At 72.5% G+C, this 18,415-nt stretch carries 14 protein-coding genes and 1 tRNA gene; 2 read left to right on the forward strand and 13 right to left on the reverse strand.

The window, feature by feature from the left end:
• The 8 genes from PUR26_RS32755 to PUR26_RS32790 form a co-directional block, all read right to left on the reverse strand.
• The gene (locus PUR26_RS32755; RefSeq protein WP_329878191.1) at positions 1-1,656 is read right to left on the reverse strand and encodes a trypsin-like serine protease; all 1,656 of its coding nucleotides are present in this window, start codon (positions 1,654-1,656) and stop codon (positions 1-3) included.
• A gap of 205 nt (positions 1,657-1,861) precedes the next feature.
• Positions 1,862-3,898: a transcription termination factor Rho gene (gene rho, locus PUR26_RS32760; RefSeq protein WP_329878193.1), complete on the reverse strand. Its 2,037-nt coding sequence runs from the start codon at positions 3,896-3,898 to the stop codon at positions 1,862-1,864.
• Positions 3,899-4,290: 392 nt separating this feature from the next.
• The gene (gene thrB / locus PUR26_RS32765) at positions 4,291-5,208 is read right to left on the reverse strand and encodes a homoserine kinase (RefSeq protein WP_329878195.1); all 918 of its coding nucleotides are present in this window, start codon (positions 5,206-5,208) and stop codon (positions 4,291-4,293) included.
• A 603-nt stretch (positions 5,209-5,811) separates the two neighbouring features.
• A complete protein-coding gene (gene thrC / locus PUR26_RS32770; protein WP_329878197.1) occupies positions 5,812-6,876 on the reverse strand; it encodes a threonine synthase in 1,065 nt (354 codons plus the stop codon).
• Between the two features lie 6 nt (positions 6,877-6,882).
• Positions 6,883-8,184, reverse strand: coding sequence for a homoserine dehydrogenase (locus PUR26_RS32775; RefSeq protein ID WP_329878199.1), 1,302 nt, complete (start codon positions 8,182-8,184; stop codon positions 6,883-6,885).
• A 97-nt stretch (positions 8,185-8,281) separates the two neighbouring features.
• Entirely contained in the window at positions 8,282-9,673 is a 1,392-nt protein-coding gene (gene lysA, locus PUR26_RS32780; protein ID WP_329878201.1) for a diaminopimelate decarboxylase, read from the reverse strand.
• 7 nt (positions 9,674-9,680) lie between these two features.
• Positions 9,681-10,649, reverse strand: a complete 969-nt coding sequence (gene nrtL, locus PUR26_RS32785) for an ArgS-related anticodon-binding protein NrtL (RefSeq protein WP_329878203.1) — start codon at positions 10,647-10,649, stop codon at positions 9,681-9,683.
• 54 nt (positions 10,650-10,703) lie between these two features.
• Positions 10,704-11,129 (reverse strand): response regulator, encoded by a 426-nt coding sequence (locus PUR26_RS32790; protein ID WP_329878584.1) that lies wholly within the window; start codon positions 11,127-11,129, stop codon positions 10,704-10,706.
• A gap of 167 nt (positions 11,130-11,296) precedes the next feature.
• Between PUR26_RS32790 and PUR26_RS32795 the strand changes: the two genes are divergently transcribed.
• Positions 11,297-11,368: transfer RNA gene (locus tag PUR26_RS32795), tRNA-Arg, on the forward strand.
• 217 nt (positions 11,369-11,585) lie between these two features.
• On the opposite strand, the gene PUR26_RS32800 is transcribed toward PUR26_RS32795, so the two are convergent.
• From PUR26_RS32800 to PUR26_RS32820, 5 genes are all read right to left on the reverse strand, one after another.
• Positions 11,586-12,938, reverse strand: a complete 1,353-nt coding sequence (locus PUR26_RS32800; protein ID WP_329878205.1) for a diacylglycerol/lipid kinase family protein — start codon at positions 12,936-12,938, stop codon at positions 11,586-11,588.
• A gap of 59 nt (positions 12,939-12,997) precedes the next feature.
• Positions 12,998-13,444, reverse strand: a complete 447-nt coding sequence (locus PUR26_RS32805; protein ID WP_329878207.1) for a DUF7144 family membrane protein — start codon at positions 13,442-13,444, stop codon at positions 12,998-13,000.
• Positions 13,445-13,496: 52 nt separating this feature from the next.
• Positions 13,497-13,967 carry an SHOCT domain-containing protein gene (locus PUR26_RS32810; RefSeq protein ID WP_329878209.1) on the reverse strand — a complete coding sequence of 157 codons (471 nt, stop codon included), beginning with the start codon at positions 13,965-13,967 and terminating at the stop codon, positions 13,497-13,499.
• Between the two features lie 131 nt (positions 13,968-14,098).
• Complete coding sequence (locus PUR26_RS32815; RefSeq protein ID WP_329878211.1) at positions 14,099-15,463, reverse strand: hypothetical protein; 1,365 nt, start codon at positions 15,461-15,463, stop codon at positions 14,099-14,101.
• Between the two features lie 106 nt (positions 15,464-15,569).
• Positions 15,570-16,229 carry an HdeD family acid-resistance protein gene (locus PUR26_RS32820; RefSeq protein ID WP_329878213.1) on the reverse strand — a complete coding sequence of 220 codons (660 nt, stop codon included), beginning with the start codon at positions 16,227-16,229 and terminating at the stop codon, positions 15,570-15,572.
• A 682-nt stretch (positions 16,230-16,911) separates the two neighbouring features.
• Here PUR26_RS32820 and PUR26_RS32825 point away from each other — a divergent pair.
• On the forward strand, positions 16,912-18,333 hold the full coding sequence (locus PUR26_RS32825; RefSeq protein WP_329878214.1) for a DUF2252 domain-containing protein: 1,422 nt from the start codon (positions 16,912-16,914) through the stop codon (positions 18,331-18,333).
• Positions 18,334-18,415 lie beyond the last annotated feature (82 nt).

An 18,415-nucleotide genomic window follows, 5' to 3' on the forward strand; every position in this document is an offset into this window, starting at 1 on the left:
TCAGCCGAAGAGGTTGAAGCCGCCGAAGCCGGTGCCGGCCTGGACCGGCGCCCGCAGCATGCCCGTGTCGGCCAGGCCGGTGCCCCGGTGCAGCTGGAGGTTGCCGTCGGCGGTACGGGTGACCAGGTCGGCGATGCCGTCGCCGGACACGTCGCCCAGCGCGGCGATCACGTTGTAGACCTTCCAGTTCTCCGCGACGCGCACCGGCTCGCCGAACGGCGCCGAGGCGGTCCCGGTGCCCGGGATCAGGTACAGCGCGCCGGAGGCCGGCTCGTGCGCCACCAGGTCCGCCTTGCCGTCGCCCGTGAAGTCGCCGTGGCCCCGGATCGCGTTGAAGCGGTCGTAGCCGGAGCCGACCACCGCGAGAGTGCCGACGGTGCCGTTGCCGTTGCCCGGCAGGACGACCGGGACGCCGGTGCCGGAGACGCCGACCACGTCGGGCCTGCCGTCACCGGTGACGTCGCCGGGGGCGATGATCGCCTTGTAGCCGCCGAACCCGGTGGCCAGACGGACCGCGGTGTACGTGGCGTTCGCCTCCGTGCGGCGGATCCAGTGGAGCTCGCCGTTGGAGGTCTGGCGGCCCACGAAGTCCTGGTGCCCGTCACGGTCGAGGTCGGTCTGGACGACGACGTTGTAGCCGGAGTACGTGCCGGAGACGGCGTACTTGCCCGTGAAGCCGATGCCGTTGGAGTTGAAGCTCCAGTCCTCGCCCGTGGTCGTACGGGCGAACAGGTCGGCGCGGCCGTCCCGGCTCAGGTCGGCGTCGTCGACGCGCGCCTGAGCGGCGCCCTTGAACGTGGCGACCTTGGTGAAGGCCTCGTAGAAGCCGGCCATGTTGCACTGTTCACCGGTGGACTGGTTGCCGATGCCCCAGGAGACGATCCCGACGATCTTGCCCTTGACGATCAGCGGGCCGCCGGAGTCGCCGGGGCAGGTGGTCTTGCCGGTGGCGTCGTCGCCGGTGCCCGGCTGGCCCGCGCAGATCATCGGGCCGCTCGCGTCGTAGCCGAACTGGCCGAGGTTGGCGGTGCACGCCTCGTCGCCGTTGATCGGCAGCAGGACCTGCTGGAGGTTGGCGGCGACCTGGTCGCCGGTGCCCGAGGTGAGGCCCCAGCCGAGGGTCAGGCCCTGGGTTCCCGGCGTGTACGACGCGAGGTCGTCCGGCCCGGCCATCGGCAGCGGGGTGTACGGCATCGGCTTCGCGAGCGTCATCACCGCGATGTCGTTCTGCAGGGTGTCCGGGTTCCAGTTCGGGTGGACCCAGACGCGGCTCACGGCGGACGCCGTGCCCTCGTCCTCGGGACCGCCGCCGATCTTCGACGTACCGCCGAGGACCAGGCCGTCGGTGACGTAGTCGAGGTTCTCCGCCGAGGTGGGGCGGATGCAATGGGCCGCCGTCAGAACCTTGTTGGGGGCGACGAGCGTGCCACCGCAGTTGAAGTACAGGTAGCCGTCGTCGTAGAAGTTGTACATCAGCTGCACCATGTACGGCGCCTTGCTGAAGGCGGCGTCCGTGCCGCCGATGATCCGCTGCTGCTGCGACGGCCGCGAGACCGTCTCGTACCCCTTGGGCGCCCGCAACTTGTCGGTGGGGTTGTCGTCGGCCGCGTGGGCCGTCGTCGTGAAGGCACCGGCCGCGAGGGCGAGGGTGGCCACGGAGGCGGCTATGAGTCTGCGAACCCGGTTGACGGGCCCGCCATGGCGCGTAACGCGCACGCGTGTCTCCAGTCGGAAGAGGCTTCGAGGTGAAGTGGGGGACCGCGTGGGGGACGGCTGACCGATCGTACAAACACAAGGCCCGCTCCGTCACTTGCGTAACGGAGCGGGCCTTGTGCCAAAAGCCGCAGAATGTGACGAGTCGTCAGTCGTTGTTGTTTCCGGCCGACGGGGTCGTCTTCTGGATCTGCAGCAGGAACTCGCCGTTGGACTTCGTCTGCTTCATCTTGTCGAGCAGCAGCTCGATCGCCTGCTGCTGGTCGAGGGCGTGCAGCACGCGGCGCAGCTTCCAGGTGACGGCGAGCTCGTCGCTGCCGAGCAGGATCTCTTCCTTGCGGGTGCCGGACGCGTCGACGTCCACCGCCGGGAAGATCCGCTTGTCGGCGAGCTTCCGGTCGAGCTTGAGCTCCATGTTGCCGGTGCCCTTGAACTCCTCGAAGATCACCTCGTCCATGCGCGAGCCGGTGTCGACCAGCGCGGTGGCCAGGATGGTCAGCGAGCCGCCGTCCTCGATGTTGCGCGCGGCACCGAAGAAGCGCTTCGGCGGGTAGAGCGCGGTCGAGTCGACACCACCGGACAGGATGCGGCCGGAGGCGGGCGCCGCGAGGTTGTACGCGCGGCCCAGACGGGTGATCGAGTCGAGCAGCACGACCACGTCGTGACCCAGCTCCACGAGACGCTTGGCGCGCTCGATGGCCAGCTCGGCGACGGTGGTGTGGTCCTCGGCCGGGCGGTCGAAGGTCGAGGAGATGACCTCGCCCTTGACCGACCGCTGCATGTCGGTGACCTCTTCCGGACGCTCGTCGACCAGGACGACCATCAGGTGGCACTCGGGGTTGTTCGTGGTGATCGCGTTGGCGATCGCCTGCATGATCATGGTCTTGCCGGTCTTCGGCGGGGCCACGATCAGACCGCGCTGGCCCTTGCCGATCGGCGACACGAGGTCGATGATCCGCGTGGTCAGCACGCCCGGGTCGGTCTCCAGACGGAGCCGGTCCTGCGGGTAGAGCGGGGTCAGCTTGTTGAACTCGGGGCGGCCACGGCCCGATTCGGCGGCCATGCCGTTCGCCGAGTCCAGCCGGACCAGCGCGTTGAACTTCTCGCGGCGCTCGCCCTCCTTCGGCTGGCGCACGGCGCCGGTGACGTGGTCACCCTTGCGCAGGCCGTTCTTGCGGACCTGGGCCAGCGACACGTACACGTCGTTCGGACCCGGCAGGTAACCGGAGGTCCGGATGAACGCGTAGTTGTCGAGGATGTCCAGGATGCCCGCGACGGGGATCAGGACGTCGTCGTCGGAGACCTGCGGCTCGCCGCTCGCGAACTCGTCGCGGCCACGACGGCCACGGCGGTCGCGGTAACGGCCGCGGCGGCCGCGACGGCCACCGGCCTCGTCGTCGAAGTCGTCCTGGGGACCGGTCTGGCTCGGCTGGCCGCCCTGGCGCTGCTGGCGCTGGCCGCCGCCGGCCTGCTGGTCGTCGCCCTTGCCGCCGCGGTCGCGGCGGTCACGCTGGCGGTCACGGCGGTCGCCGCGCTCGCCGCCGCGCTCGCCGCCCCGCTCGCCGCGGTCACGGCGGCCACGGCCGTCGGCGCTGTCGAGAGCGCCCTCGCCCTTGGCGTCGGACTGCGTGTCGGTCCTGGTCTCGGTACGGACGTCGGCGCGGGCCTCCGTCTTGACGTCCGAGCGGACCTCCCCCTCGGGGCTGCCGGCGGGCGCGGTCGCGCGGCGGCGGCGGCGCTCGCCGACGGGCTGGTCGTCGCTGGCGGGCTGACCGGGGATGTCGATCTGCTGCTGCGCGACGGCCTTCTCGGCCTTCGGAGCCCGCTCGGCGGCCTTGTCGGTCGCCTTGTCGGCGCCCTCCTCACCCGTACGGGCCTTGGAGGTGGCGCGCCGCTTGGGCTTGGTCTCGGCACCTGCCGCGTCGGCGCTCTTCGCCGCGGACGCGCCGCCGCCGGCCTGCGCCTCCTTGATGACCTCGATCAGCTGGCTCTTGCGCATCCGCGCGGTGCCCCTGATGCCGAGGCCGGACGCGACCTGCTGCAGCTCGGCCAGGACCATGCCCTCGAGGCCGGTGCCGGAGCGGCGGCGCCGTGAGGTGGTGCCAGTGGCAGCACCTGCGGCGGGCGCGGCGGTGTCGACGCTGTTGTCGGCAGTCACGCCCATCAGATCGGTGGTGTCGCTCACGAAGGGTCCTTCCCTGGAGCGGACGTCGGCCTTCTGGCTCGGCGACCGGTTGTGCTGTCCGACCGCGGTCCCTGATGTGTGGACCGGATCGGGGCGGTGGTCCCGCCGGGTACGGCGGAGAAGAAAAAACGTGCTTGGGTCGGCCCGAGGCCCCCTGCTCGGCCCGCTCGCGGGAACTCACGGGAAGAACGAGGGATGTCGCGCGCCGGTTCCGGAGCGTGCTCGAAACTGCTCAGGCAGGCTGCTCAGGCAGTTGGGGAGGCTCCCGGAAGAATGGTGGTCCCGGACGGGGACACGAAGCACCGCGCCACAAAGACGTCGGGTGCAGACTTGAGGTTAACACTACCGGCTCCAACAAACATTCCCCCTCTCCAACACCGGCAATCCCTGTCCTACGGGGCGAGCGGCAGTACGCTCGCGCCCGACACGTCGAGGGCGAGCCGGTTGGCCGCCCACCCCTCGCCCGCCAGCAGCGCGGCCTTCTCGGCCGCGCCGTCCTCGGTCAGCGCCAGCACCGTGGGGCCCGCGCCGGAGATGACCGCGGGGATGCCGTCGGCGCGCAGCCGGTTCACGAGCTCGATGCTCTGGGGCATGGCGGGAGCGCGGTACTCCTGGTGCAGCCGGTCCTCGGTGGCGGCCAGCAGCAGCTCGGGGCGCCTGGTCAGGGCCTCGACGAGCAGCGCGGCACGGCCGGCGTTGGCGGCGGCGTCCACATGGGGGACGGAACGCGGCAGAAGGCCGCGGGCGGTCTCGGTCAGGACGGGTTTGCCGGGGACGAAGACCACCGGAACGATGGAACGGGCGGGGTCCATCCTGATCGCCCGTGCGGCGCCGCCCTCGGTCCAGGCGAGGGTGAAGCCGCCGAGCAGGCAGGCCGCGACATTGTCGGGGTGTCCCTCGATCTCGGTGGCGAGCTCCAGCAGCGCCGCGTCGTCGAGCCGGGCGTCGCCGCCTATGGTGACCGCCCTGGCGGCGACGATGCCCGCGCAGATGGCGGCCGAGGAGGAGCCGAGCCCGCGTCCGTGGGGGATGCGGTTGGCGCAGACGACCTCAAGGCCGCGCGGCTGTCCCCCGAGCAGGTCGAAGGCCGTGCGCAGGGAGCGTACGAGCAGATGGCCCTCGTCGCGGGGGAGGGTGTCCGCACTCTCGCCGGCGATGTCGATGTGCAGCCCTGAGTCGGCGACCCGGACGACCACGTCGTCATACAGCCCCAACGACAGGCCGAAGGCGTCGAAGCCCGGGCCGAGGTTGGCGCTGGTGGCGGGAACGCGCACCCGTACGGCGGCGGCGCGGAACGCTGGACCGGCCATCGCTCGATGACTCTCCTTGGTTCTGACTACGAGGTTTTCAAGAGAAGTGCGAACACCCGTGGGCCGAATGGCATCAACGGCAACGGCACCGCGGCATATGCGGCGGGGCGGGTTCGGTACAGCCTATCGAAGGAAGGTTCTGTGGCGACATAGGGCGCACAGGAGGCGCACGATGCGTGTCGCGAGGGGCCATGTGCTCCTGGGTACAGAGCTGTGCGGGTTGCGGTTTTGCGCCATTCTCCGCCATGCCGCCCCCGCCCGCACGCCCGCCCCTCCCCGCCTGTTCGCGCACCCCGCCGTGTGCGGGCGGCGCGCTCCGCCCCTCCGCCCGTCGCCGGGCGCGGACCGGTGCCCCCCGGACGCGTCCGAGGGGCCCGGAGGCCGCTGGACCGCCGTCTCACCGCCGCCGCCGGGGCGCCCCGTGGGCGGCCCGGCGGTCGCTCGGGCCCGGGTATGCCCCAGCCGCGTTGCCCAGGCCCTTCAGGACCCCTTCAGGACCCTCTCGGGTCACCTCCGGGGCCCCTCCGGCGTGGCTCTGCGCGAGGCCGGGCCGCTCGGCGGCGGTGGGTCTACGCGAGGCCGGGCCGCTCGGCGGCGGTGGGTCTACGCGAGGCCGAGCCGCTCGGCGGCGGTGGCCGCGTCGACCGGGACGGTGACCGGCTGGGGCGCTCCCGCCACCGCCCAGTCCGGGTCCTTCAGACCGTTGCCCGTCACGGTGCAGACGATCCGCTGGCCCGGGTCGACCTTGCCCTGCTCGGCGGCCTTGAGCAGACCGGCGACGGACGCGGCGGAGGCGGGCTCGACGAACACGCCCTCCTGCGCGGCCAACAGCCGGTAGGCGCGCAGGATCTCACGGTCCGTCACCTCGTCGATGAACCCGCCCGACTCGTCGCGCGCGGCCAGCGCGTACTGCCACGAGGCCGGGTTGCCGATCCGGATCGCGGTGGCGATGGTCGACGGGTCCTTGACGACCTCGCCGCGCACGATCGGCGCGGAGCCGGCCGCCTGGAAGCCCCACATGCGGGGCGTGCGGGACGCGACGCCATCGCGCGCGTACTCCGTGTAGCCCTTCCAGTACGCCGTGATGTTCCCGGCGTTGCCGACGGGCAGGACATGGATGTCCGGGGCGTCGCCCAGCATGTCGACGATCTCGAACGCCGCGGTCTTCTGTCCCTCGATACGTACCGGATTGACCGAATTGACCAGCGCCACCGGGTAGTTGTCGGAGAGCGCGCGGGCGAGGGTGAGGCAGTCGTCGAAGTTGCCGTCCACCTGGAGGATCTTCGCGCCGTGCACCAGGGCCTGGCCCATCTTGCCGAGCGCGATCTTGCCCTGCGGGACGAGCACGGCGCTGACCATGCCCGCGCGCACCGCGTAGGCGGCGGCCGAGGCGGAGGTGTTGCCGGTGGAGGCGCAGATGACGGCCTTGGCGCCCTCCTCCTTGGCCCGGGTGATGGCCATGGTCATGCCCCGGTCCTTGAAGGAGCCGGTCGGGTTGGCACCCTCGACCTTCAGGTGCACCTCGCAGCCCGTGCGCTCGGAGAGGACCTGAGCCGGGACGAGAGGAGTGCCACCCTCACGGAGCGTGACGACCGGCGTCTTTTCCGTGACCGGAAGGCGGTCCCGGTATTCCTCGATGATGCCGCGCCACTGATGGGTCCTGGTCATGGGTCCTTACTCCCCTTCAACACGCATGATGCTGGCGACACCGCGCACGGTGTCGAGCTTGCGCAGCGCTTCGACGGTCCCGGAGAGGGCTGCGTCGGGCGCGCGGTGGGTGACGACGACGAGGGACGCCTCGCCGCCTCCGTCCTGTCGGCTCTGCTGGCGCACCGTGTCGATGGACACGCCGTGCTCGGCGAAGACCGTCGCGACCTGGGCGAGCACGCCCGGTTTGTCGGCCACGTCCAGGCTGATGTGGTACCGCGTCACCACGTCGCCCATGGGGCTCACGGGCAGCTGGGTGTACGCGGACTCGCCGGGTCCCGTCGCGTCGTTGAGGCGGTTTCGGCAGACGGCGACGAGGTCGCCGAGGACGGCGGACGCGGTCGGCGAACCGCCGGCGCCCGGACCGTAGAACATCAGCTGTCCGGCCGCCTCCGCCTCGACGAACACGGCGTTGTAGGCACCGCGGACGGAGGCGAGCGGATGGCTGAGCGGAATCATCGCGGGGTGGACCCGCGCGGTGACGGACTCGCCGTCGGCGGCCCGCTCGCAGATGGCGAGCAGCTTGATGGTGCAGCCGATGCGCTTGGCGGACGCGAAGTCGGCGGCGGTGACCTCGGTCATGCCCTCGCGGTACACGTCGTCGAGGCGCACACGGGTGTGGAAGGCGATCCCGGCGAGGATGGCGGCCTTGGCGGCCGCGTCGAAGCCCTCGACGTCGGCGGTCGGGTCGGCCTCGGCGTAGCCGAGGGCGGTGGCCTCGTCGAGCGCCTCGGAGTAGCCGGCGCCGGTGCTGTCCATCTTGTCGAGGACGAAGTTCGTCGTGCCGTTGACGATCCCGAGGACACGGTTGACCTTGTCGCCGGCCAGCGACTCGCGCAGCGGCCTGATCAGCGGGATCGCACCGGCGACGGCGGCCTCGTAGTACAGGTCCTTGCCGTGCTTCTCGGCGGCCGCGTAGAGCGTCGAGCCGTCCTCGGCGAGCAGCGCCTTGTTGGCGGAGACGACGGAGGCGCCGTGCTCGAAGGCGGTGGTGATGAGGGTGCGGGCGGGCTCGACGCCGCCGATGACCTCGATGACCACGTCGATGTCGCCCCGCTGCACGAGGGCGGTCGCGTCGGTGGTGATGAGCTCCTGCGGAATGCCCTCACGGACCTTGGAGGGCCGGCGGACGGCCACACCGGCGAGCTCGACCGGGGCGCCGATGCGCGCGGCGAGGTCGTCGGCGTGCGTCGTCATGATGCGCGCCACCTCTGAGCCGACCACTCCACAGCCCAGCAGCGCCACCTTCAGCGGACGCGTACGCATCATCCGACCTCGTTTCCTTCTCACAGCTTGAATGCGAACCAGTCTCACTCACCGAACGGGAGTTTTTGCCCCCCGTCCGGATCCTGAGATATCTATTTCATCAGCCGACATCGAGACGCAGGAGATCTTCCTCTGTCTCGCGTCGGACGATCACGCGCGCCTCGCCGTCCTTGACCGCGACGACGGGCGGGCGAAGTGCGTGGTTGTAGTTGCTGGCCATGGAGCGGCAGTACGCCCCGGTGGCCGGTACGGCGATGAGGTCACCGGGTGCCAGGTCGGCGGGCAGGAAGGCGTCGCGTACGACGATGTCGCCGCTCTCGCAGTGCTTGCCCACGACGCGACTGAGCATTGACTCGGCGTCGGAGGTGCGGGAGACCAGGGCGACGGAGTACTCGGCGTCGTACAGGGCGGTGCGGATGTTGTCCGACATGCCGCCGTCGACACTCACGTACGTCCGCAGACCTTCGAGCGGCTTGACCGTGCCGACCTCGTAGAGGGTGAAGGCGGTGGGCCCGACGATGGCGCGGCCGGGCTCGACGGAGATGCGCGGTGTGCGCAGCCCGGCCGCCCCGCACTCCCGGGTGACGATGTCGCTGAGCGCCTTGGCGATCTCGTGCGGCTCGCGCGGGTCGTCCTCGGAGGTGTACGCGATGCCCAGGCCGCCGCCCAGGTCGATCTCGGGGAGCTCGACGCCGTGCTCGTCGCGCACCTCGGCGAGCAGCTGCACGACCCGCCGGGCGGAGACCTCGAAGCCGGCCATGTCGAAGATCTGGGATCCGATGTGCGAGTGGATGCCGATGAGCTCCAGTCCGTCGAGCTTCAGCGCGCGGCGCACGGCCTCGGCGGCCTGTCCCCCGCCCAGCGCGATGCCGAACTTCTGGTCCTCGTGCGCGGTGGCGATGAACTCGTGGGTATGGGCCTCGACACCGACGGTCACGCGGATCTGCACCCGCTGGCGCCTGCCCTGCGCCTGGGCGACGTGCGCGACGCGGGCGATCTCCTGGAAGGAGTCGAGGACGATGCGGCCGACCCCGACGCGTACCGCCTTCTCGATCTCGGCCAGGGACTTGTTGTTGCCGTGGAAGGCGATGCGCTCGGCGGGCATGCCGGCGTCGAGCGCCGTGGTCAGCTCGCCCCCGGAGCACACGTCGAGGTTCAGGCCCTCCTCGTGGAGCCAGCGCACGACGGCCCGGCTCAGGAACGCCTTTCCGGCGTAGAACACGTCGGCGTCCTTGCCGAACGCGTCGGCCCACGCGCGGCAGCGGGCGCGGAAATCGGCCTCGTCGAGGAAGTACGCGGGGGTGCCGAACTCCTCGGCGAGCCGGGTCACCGTGATCCCGCCGACGGTCGCGACACCGTCCTGGTCGCGTCCGACGGTGCGGGACCAGACCTTCTCGTCGAGCTTGTTCAGGTCGGCGGGCGGGGCGCTGTAGTGACCCTCGGGGAGGACGTCGGCGTGACGGGGCCCGGCGGGGTGTGCGGAACGGCTCATTCTTCTCTCACAGGTAGTCAGGGGCGCTGATGCCGAGCAGGGCGAGGCCACCGGCCAGCACCGTCCCGGCGGCTTCGGCGAGAGCGAGCCGGGAACGGTGGGCGGCCGAGGGTTTCTCGTCACCACGGGGCAGCACGGTGTGCTGGAACCCGAGGAGGGCGTCGGCGAGGGCCTCCAGCTGCCGGGCGACCCGGTCGGGGGCGCTGTGGCGTGCGGCGGCTTCGAGCACGGCGGGGTGATCGCCGAGAGCGGTGAGAAGAGCCGGTGCGTCGACATCCGTGTCGTACGCGGCGCCGAATCCCAGCTGCGCGGCGTTACGGACGAGGGCGCGGGCGCGGGAGTGCGCGTAACGCACGGTGAACAGCGGGTTGGCCTCGGTCTGGGCGAGGAGGCTCGCGGGGTCCAGGGCCCGGTCGTGCGGGCCGGGCCGCAGGAAGGCCCAGCGGACGGCGTCGGCGCCCGCGCCGGACAGGCCGGGGGCGGGCAGCGGCCGCAGCTCCCTGGCGCCTCCCGGGGCTGTGCCGGCGCGGGCCCCCTGGGCGCGGAGCAGGGCGACGACCGTCTCGGTGACGACGACGGCGCGCGGGTCGCGGCCGGGCGCGAAGGTGACGGGGTCGGCGGCCGCGAGGCTGCGGCCGTGTCCGTACCGCAGGCCCTCCCGCAGTACCCGCCGGACCAGCTCGGCGTGGGAGGCGGCGTGCAGGGTGAAGTTCAGGAACCCGGGGCCGGTGATCTCGACGCGCTCGACGCCGGGGGCTCCGTCGAGCCGGGCCTGGAGTATCTCGGCCACCCGGCGGGGCGGGAGGGCGGCCGTGCGGGCGAGCTGGAGCGCGGCGCTGGTGGCCCAGTCCCCGCGGCCGCCGGCCCGGGGGCGCTCGACCTTGATCCGCTCGGGCGGGTCCGCCCGCAGCACACCCTCGTCCACCGCGCGGCGCACGGCGCGCAGCACGGTGAGGGAGAGATCTGCGGGGGTCACGGGACAAGCGTATGGGAGGAAGGGGGGCGGTACGCGACCGGTTTCGCCAAACGGTCAACCGCGGGCGCTGCCGGCCCACCCGGCGCCATGTCTGCCGTCCAGGGACGGCGGGCCCTCCCCGCGGGTCAGCCGCCGGACCAGGCGGACCAGCTCGGCGGGCTCGAAAGGCTTCGCGAGGAAGGCGTCCACCCCGGCCGCGAGACCGGACTCGACCTCCGGCTGCGAGCAGGCGCTGATGATCGCGACGGGCACCTGGCCGGTTCGGGAATCCGCACGCAGCCGCTCGACCGTGCGCAGCCCGTCGAGGCGGGGCATGACGACGTCGAGCGTGATCACGTCGGGGCGGACCTGATGCACGACTTCCAGACACTCGGCACCGTCGGCAGCGGTCACGACCTCGAAGCCCTCCAGCTCAAGGTTGACCCTGATCAGCTGCCGAATGACGCGGTTGTCGTCGACAACGAGCACTCGGCCGGACACGCCTGACACAACTCGAGAGTAGGTCGCGATCCGGCCCCGCGTCCGGCGTTTCCCCACTTCCGCCCCACGCGGACGACACGGGGCGCGACGGCCCGGCGAAATACCTGTTCACAGGCACCCATCCGGAGCTGGTAGTGTTCAACCCGTCGCCGCCGAACGCGGCGCACGCCCCCGTAGCTCAGGGGATAGAGCAACGGCCTCCGGAGCCGTGTGCGCAGGTTCGAATCCTGCCGGGGGCACTTCGCAGGAAGTGTCATAGGGGCCCTGACCAGCAGAAATGCAGGTCAGGGCCTTTGTCGCGTCCGGGGAGCGCACTCCCCCGCCCTGCTGTTCCCACCGCCCTGTGCGGGGATGCGTCACTGTGATCGAGGTCTGACCGCTCCGGTCCGGGTCCGGAGTCTCCGGTCGCCCCCCGAGGGGTGAGTGTGCGGCAGACGTCGTGCCGGCCCGATCGCCTCACGTGCCGGCGCCGTGACGTCGGCGGCGCCACCGGCGGGGCACCGCGAGCCGCAGGACGCGTGGCCAGTCGGCCGCCGGTCTGCCCGCCGGGGCGCCGGGGCGGTGGCGGGGGACGTACACCCGCAGCGCGCCGGGTACGACGCGGCAGACGACCGGTGTCGGCAGCAGCACGTGTTCCCCGTCGATGCCGACCGGGACGGTGTCCGTCTCCGCCTCGACGACGACTTCCTCGGCGGTGAACCGCGTGAGGTCCGGGGAACGGGAACCGCGCACCATCCGCGCCGCCTGGGCGGTGTTGCCGACATGGACGCCCAGTACGCCCAGCTGCCCCGAGTCCAGGCGCTCCCTGCGGCCGGGGCGGGGCGAGTCGACGGCCCGGCGGTAGGGGTTGTTGCTGACGAGCAGTGCCTGAAGACCGTCGGCCCGCCGGGTGCCCGCGCGCACCCGGAGCCGGGGGGCGTCGGTGCCGGTGAGGAGCCCGGGCAGGGCCTGCAGGGCCGTACGTACCTTGTCGTCGCGGTAGGCGGGGTCGCTGACGACGGCCGCGTAGGTGCCGAAGGAGGCGTTGTTGACGAACACCCGGTCGGCCGCGAATCCCAGATCCACCCGCAGCTCCACCCCGTCGGTCAGGGCTTCCAGGGCGGCCGCCGGGTCGTCGCGGTCCAGGCCGAGGTCGAGGGCGAAGTGGTTGCGGGTCCCCGCGGGGATCACCACGAAGGGCAGGTGGTGCCGCGCCGCCACCTCCGCGACGAGGGCCTGCGTGCCGTCGCCGCCCGCCACGCCCAGCAGGTCGGCTCCCTCGTCCACGGCCCGCGCGGCCAGCGCGGCGACGTCCTGGTGCCCGGCGCCGAGCAGGTCGACACGGGCGCCCGCCGCCACGGCGCGGTCCCTCAGGTGGAAGCGGTCCACCTTGCCCCCGCCGGAGCGCGGGTTCATCAGGATCCAGGGGTGGCGCGGCGGCGCGGCGGGAGGCCGCCCGCGCCCGGCCGGGGAGGAGGGGTAGGCCGGTGCCGAGGCGACCCGGGCCGCCGCGACGGCCAGCCCCCACAGGGCCAGGGAGAGGAGGGCCGTTCCCAGCATCCCGTACGCGGCGTAGAGCGCCAGGACCGCGAGCGGCGCGAGGACGGTCAGGGCGCCTCCGGCCACGCGGGTCACCCCGGTGTGCGCCAGCGCCCACCACACCCCGACGACGGCCGCCGCCAGTCCGGCCACGCCGACCAGCACCCACAGCACGCTGCGCAGACCGGCGACGAGGAGGGGCACCAGCACGCTCGCCAGCAGGAGGAGCAGCGCCAGGCGCGCCCACCCCGCGTGACCACCGTCGTCGGCCGCCGGGAGTCCTCGTTCCATGGGACCCCTCCCGCTGTCTCGGGGACGGTCCGGACCCGTCCGTGCGGGCCCGTCCGTCGTCAGATGCCGCCCGCCGAGCGTCCGGTCGAGGCGTAGTGGTCGTCCTTGGGCGCCACGCACAGGGCCCAGATGATGAATCCCGAAAGGGCGATCATCACGACCGACCAGACCGGGTAGTACGGCAGGGAGAGGAAGTTGGCGATGATGACGAGTCCGGCGATGCCCACGCCGGCGACCCTCGCCCACGTCGAGGTACGGAACAGACCGACGCTGACGATGACGGCGAGCGCGCCGAGGACGAGGTGGATCCAGCCCCAGCCGGTGAGATCGAACTCGAAGATGTAGTTCTCCGTCGTGAGGAAGACGTCGTCCTCCACGATCGCCGCGAGGCCCCGCATGATGCCGAGTACCCCGGCGATCATGAGCATGACGGCTCCGAAGACCATCAGCCCGGTGGCCCACTCCTGCTTGGCCGTATGGACGTGTGACGGGTGTGTGGCGGTCATCATTGGGCTTCTTTCGATGTGAGTCGTCCGGCGGACGGTCGTCCGGCGGTGATCAACGGCCGGAGTCCGGGTGGACGCGGGGCGGTTGATCCCCGGCACCCGAACCGGTCAGGACCAGCTCCTTCGCTCGGCGGAACTCCTCCTCCGTGATGTCACCACGGGCCCGGATCTCGGACAGCCTGGCGAGTTCGTCGACGCTGCTGGTCCGTCCTCCGCCGCCCTTGGCGGTCTCCCGGATATAGCTGTCGAACGCCTCCTGCTGGGCGCGCGCCTGGGCGATCTCCCGGTGGCCCATGTTCTTCCCACGGGCGATCACATAGACGAACACGCCGAGGAAGGGCAGGAAGACGACGAAGACGAGCCAGCCCGCCTTGGCCCAGCCGCCGATGGAGTCGTCCCGGAAGATGTCGCCGATGATCCGGAAGAGCAGGATGAACCACAGGATCCAGAGAAAGAACACCAGCATGGTCCAGAAGGCGCTCAGCAGCGGGTAGTCGTACGCGAGGTACGTCTGTGAGCTCATGTCTCTCCTCCTTGCGGGCGGGTGGCCCGGCGGGCAGTGTGTGCCGTGTCCAGCGTGCCCATGGCAGCGTCCGGGCGGCCTCACCCGAAGCGGGTGAGCGTGGGTCGGCGCACGGAACCGGTGGCCATGGCTCATGGGACCGGTGATCGCCCCGGGGCGCCGGCGGGGGTGGCGGCAGGGCCGGGTCCGGTCGCGGCGGCGAGCACCGCCACGACGGCCAGCACGACCAGGACCAGGCCGAGGACGAGCGCCACCGAGCCGACCGTGGGGTGGTTCCACAGCACGAGGGCCAGGACGCCCGCCCCGATGACCACTCCGGTGGTCCACGGCCGGTGGCCGTCCAGCCAGTGGCCGGTCGCGCCGGTGTGCACGCCGGCGCGGTGCAGCGCCCGTCCGGTGGCCGTGGTGCCCCTCCGGGCGAGGGTCCGCACTCCACGGGCCACGCGTCCGGGGCCGTACAGGTAGGCGGCGAGCGCCGTGACGACGGCCACCACCAGGAAGGTGCGCGTGCTGTCGCGCAGGAAGCGCACGAACGTGTCGAAGATCGCCGCGGCGGCGTCCGGCGGCAGGGTCGCCGGGGGGATCGCGTCGAGGTAGACGCGTCGTACGACGGCCAGCGCGACGAGCAGCACCACCATCATCACGCCGACTCCGGCGGCCGCGACCAGGAGCATCACCCGGTGCGCGGGAGCGGTCCACACCGCGAGGGCGGCGATGACGACGGTCAGCGCCGGCAGCCAGGTGCCCATGATGTCCAGGAGCCGCATCGCGTCCTGCGCCTTGCCCAGGTTCTCGGTCTCGAACAGCGTGATCGTCCGGTCGGAGTCCGGGATGGCGGCGGCCTTCTCGAAGCCCTCGTCGACGAGGCGCTGCTTCACCTCGTCGACGACCGTTCCGATGTCCAGCTCGATGGTGTCGCCCGAGGCGCGCAGGGCGCCCTCCCCCGCTCCGGTGAGCATGTTCACCACGGCGGCGTGGGCCCGCCGGTTGGCGCCCTCCCACGCCTGCTCGAAGACGTCGCTGGTGACGACCCGGCTGACGACCCGGTCGACGACGGACGTGACCGCGGAGCGCAGCGGCCCTTCGAGCGCCCCGGCCCCTTCCACCGCGCGCGGTGGTGCCCCGGCGTCGGCGAGCGCCTTGCCGAGCGCGTCGGTGACCGCCTTGACGTCCACCTCGGCCACCACGCGGTCGGTCAGCCGGTTGATCACGGCCTGCTGGACGGCCGGATCGGACCCGAGCGGCGCGACCGTCGCCACGTACCGGTCGGTGTCGGAGACCTCGTCGTGCACCCAGGCCGCGACCACGGCCAGGGGCGCGAGCAGCAGGGCCAGCAGCAGCAGGAGGGCGGAGCCGGCCTGGCGTACCCGCCGGTGGCGCACTTTCGCGGCCCGGCTCAGGCGCTCGTACTCGGCGTGGTCCGCGGCCGTCATGACACGGCCGGTTTCCGGGGTTCCACCGGAGGGGGAGGGCCCGGAGGCGCTGTTCGGGACCATGGGTACTCCTCGGTCGTGGGTTCCGCCCCGGCTGTCGTCGGCTCGCCGCCGCCGGGTGACCGTGGCAGCGGGCCCCGGGCCGCCCGGGCGCCGTGCCGGACTGGTGTCAGGCGGCCGTGCCGGGTCCGGGCGGGGCCGGGGCACGGGACCCGCGCAGTGCGGCCCGCCAGGCGAGGGCGAGCACCAGCTCGAACAGGCCGAGCAGGACCAGCCACAGGCCGAGCAGCCGGATCAGCGCGTGGGCCGATTCGGCCGGCAGGGCCAGCACGACGATCCCCGCGACGATGCCGAGCACTCCGGCGGCGATGACGAGTCCGCGGTGCGGCAGGTCCGCGGTGGCCAGGCCCGAGTGGAGGGTGACCACGCCGGAGACCAGCCAGACGATCCCGACGAGCAGGGAGAGCGCCGTGACGGTCTGCAGGGGGTGCCGCAGGCACAGCACCCCCGCCAGCACGAACAGCACCGCGACCAGCAGCCCGGCGAGCCGATCGGCGTGCTCCCGGCGGGCGAAGGACGAGACGAACCGGAAGCAGCCGGTCACGAGGAGGTTCAGACCGAGGAGGACGGCCAGTACGTGCAGGGTCTCGTCCGGCCAGACCAGTATCAGGACGCCCGGCGCGAGCGTCGCGACCGCCGCCCCCAGGATCCACAGCCACGAGCGCCCGACGATCGCCAGCGTCCCGGCGGGGTCGCCCGCCGGACCGGTGGGCGGGCCGGGTACGGACTCCGGCCCGCTGGGCGGTGCCGAACCACGCGGCATGGCCATGGCTCCTCCTCGTGTGCGGCTCGCGCGCCCGCCCCGAGGAAGGGGCGGTAAGGGCGCCTCACCGGCACAAGCGTCCCGCGCGCCGCCGGTCGCGGGGTCACCCCCAGCGGGTGATCCGCCGACGGCGCCGGGGCGGTGAGGTGGAATCGGACGCGTCCGCCGTCGACCGGCGGACCGAGACGACAGAGACACGAGATGAGCGATCCCCCGGCTGCCCGGTGCCGGGCGCCCGGTACCGGGCAGGTCACCGGCCGCGGCCACGACCGTCCGGCCCGGCGGGCCCGGCGAGCCCGTGCGCGCCGCACCGTCGTGCCGTCCGCCGCCCCGGGACCGGAGCGGGCGCCCGCACGACGGTGCCCGTGGCCGGCGACCCGATCGTGGCCGTCCCCGGGCCCCGAGGCCCCGAGCCCCCGGAGAGCCCCTCGTACGTCCGACCGGGGCCGCGTACGTCCGCTCCGGGGCCGCCGCCCGCCCGGGAGGCGCACCCCGTGCTCTCGCGGCCGGCCGCACACCGGGACGGACGCCCTTCGGCCCGCGCCTCTCCGGGTGCACCGCCGCCCGCTCCCCCGTCCGGCGGGCCGCGGCTCGCGGGCCGGGCCGAGCGGGTGCGCGGTGGCGGTACGGGCGGCGGCGCCTCGGCGGGGCTTCCCGTGAGGAGAACGGCGACCCAGGAGGTCCGGCCATGAACACACCGAACACGTCGACGGCCTCACCGACACCGGACGAGAGAGCGGCGTACGGAAGGAACGCGCGCAAGCGGGCCCCGCGTGCCGGCCACGGCGGGTTCGTGGCGGGACGGCGACGGCCCGACCCGGTCGAGGTGCTGGAGCGGCAGTCGGCCACGCGGGTGGCGGAGCTGGTGCCGATCCGCTACAGCCGGATGCTGGAGTCCCCGTTCCGCTTCTACCGGGGCGCGGCGTCGATCATGGCGGCGGACCTCGGGTCCCTGCCGGACACCGGTCTGACGGTGCAGCTCTGCGGCGACGCCCATCTGCTGAACTTCCGGCTGCTGGCCTCGCCCGAGCGCCATCTCGTGTTCGACATCAACGACTTCGACGAGACCCTGCCGGGGCCGTTCGAGTGGGACGTCAAACGGCTGGCGACCAGCTTCGTCATCGCGGCCCGCGCCAACGGCTTCCCCGTCGAGGAGCAGAACGACGCGGTGCGGACCTGCGTGCGCGCCTACCGGGAACGGATGCGGGAGTTCGCCGGCATGCGCACCCTGGACATCTGGTACGCGCAGGACGACGCCGACCACCTGCGGGAGCTCCTGGCCTCGTCGATGGACCGGAAGGCCAGACGCCGCACCGCCGAGGCGACGGCACGGGCCCGTACCCGCACCCACCTCCAGTCCTTCGCGAAGCTCACCCATGTCACGCCCGAGGGCCGGCTGATCGCACCTGACCCGCCGCTGATCACCCCGCTGCGGGATCTGCTGCCCGACGCGCCGGGGAACTGGAAGCGGGGCGGACAGCAGAACGAGCTCCGGACGGTCCTGGAGGGGTACGCGCGGACCCTGCCCTCCGAGCGCCGGCATCTGCTGAGCCGCTACCGCCTCGTGGACATGGCCCGCAAGGTGGTGGGCGTCGGCAGCGTCGGCACCCGTTGCTGGATTCTGCTCCTGGTCGGCAGGGATGACGACGATCCCCTCCTGCTCCAGGCCAAGGAGGCCCAGGAATCGGTGCTCGCCGCCCACACGGACGGTGAGCGCTACGACAACCAGGGCCGCCGGGTGGTGGCCGGTCAGCGGCTGATGCAGACGGCCGGCGACATCTTCCTGGGCTGGACCCACATGGTCGGCCTCGACGGGCAGGGCCGGGACTTCTACGTACGCCAGCTGTGGGACTGGAAGGGCATCGCGCGGCCGGAGACCATGGATCCGGCCCTCCTCTCCCTCTTCGGACGGCTCTGCGGGGCCTCCCTGGCGCGGGCCCACGCCCGCTCGGGCGATCCCGTCGCCATCAGCGCCTATCTGGGCGGGAGCGACCGCTTCGACCGTGCTCTCGTCACGTTCGCGCAGGCGTACGCCGACCGGAACACACAGGACTTCGAGGCGCTGGGCGCCGCCGTCCGTGCGGGCAGGGTCCGGGCGGAGAGCCTCTGACGAGAACGAGGTCAGGGACCGAGGTCAAGGCCGAGAGAGTCAAGGCCGAGAACGGGACGGGAAGGGGGCAAGGGGGGGGGCA

Source organism: Streptomyces sp. SP18CS02, assembly GCF_036322365.1.
Lineage (GTDB): Bacteria > Actinomycetota > Actinomycetes > Streptomycetales > Streptomycetaceae > Streptomyces.

Excerpts from the sequence above, each read along its gene's own strand:
- thrB (WP_329878195.1), bottom strand. The coding sequence starts at position 5,208 with ATGGCCGGTCCAGCGTTCCGCGCCGCCGCCGTACGGGTGCGCGTTCCC.
- lysA (WP_329878201.1), bottom strand. The coding sequence starts at position 9,673 with ATGAGCCGTTCCGCACACCCCGCCGGGCCCCGTCACGCCGACGTCCTC.
- PUR26_RS32810 (WP_329878209.1), bottom strand. The coding sequence starts at position 13,967 with ATGAGCTCACAGACGTACCTCGCGTACGACTACCCGCTGCTGAGCGCC.
- PUR26_RS32825 (WP_329878214.1), top strand. The coding sequence starts at position 16,912 with ATGAACACACCGAACACGTCGACGGCCTCACCGACACCGGACGAGAGA.
- PUR26_RS32815 (WP_329878211.1), bottom strand. The coding sequence starts at position 15,463 with ATGGTCCCGAACAGCGCCTCCGGGCCCTCCCCCTCCGGTGGAACCCCG.
- PUR26_RS32805 (WP_329878207.1), bottom strand. The coding sequence starts at position 13,444 with ATGACCGCCACACACCCGTCACACGTCCATACGGCCAAGCAGGAGTGG.
- PUR26_RS32800 (WP_329878205.1), bottom strand. The coding sequence starts at position 12,938 with ATGGAACGAGGACTCCCGGCGGCCGACGACGGTGGTCACGCGGGGTGG.
- PUR26_RS32775 (WP_329878199.1), bottom strand. The coding sequence starts at position 8,184 with ATGATGCGTACGCGTCCGCTGAAGGTGGCGCTGCTGGGCTGTGGAGTG.
- PUR26_RS32820 (WP_329878213.1), bottom strand. The coding sequence starts at position 16,229 with ATGGCCATGCCGCGTGGTTCGGCACCGCCCAGCGGGCCGGAGTCCGTA.
- thrC (WP_329878197.1), bottom strand. The coding sequence starts at position 6,876 with ATGACCAGGACCCATCAGTGGCGCGGCATCATCGAGGAATACCGGGAC.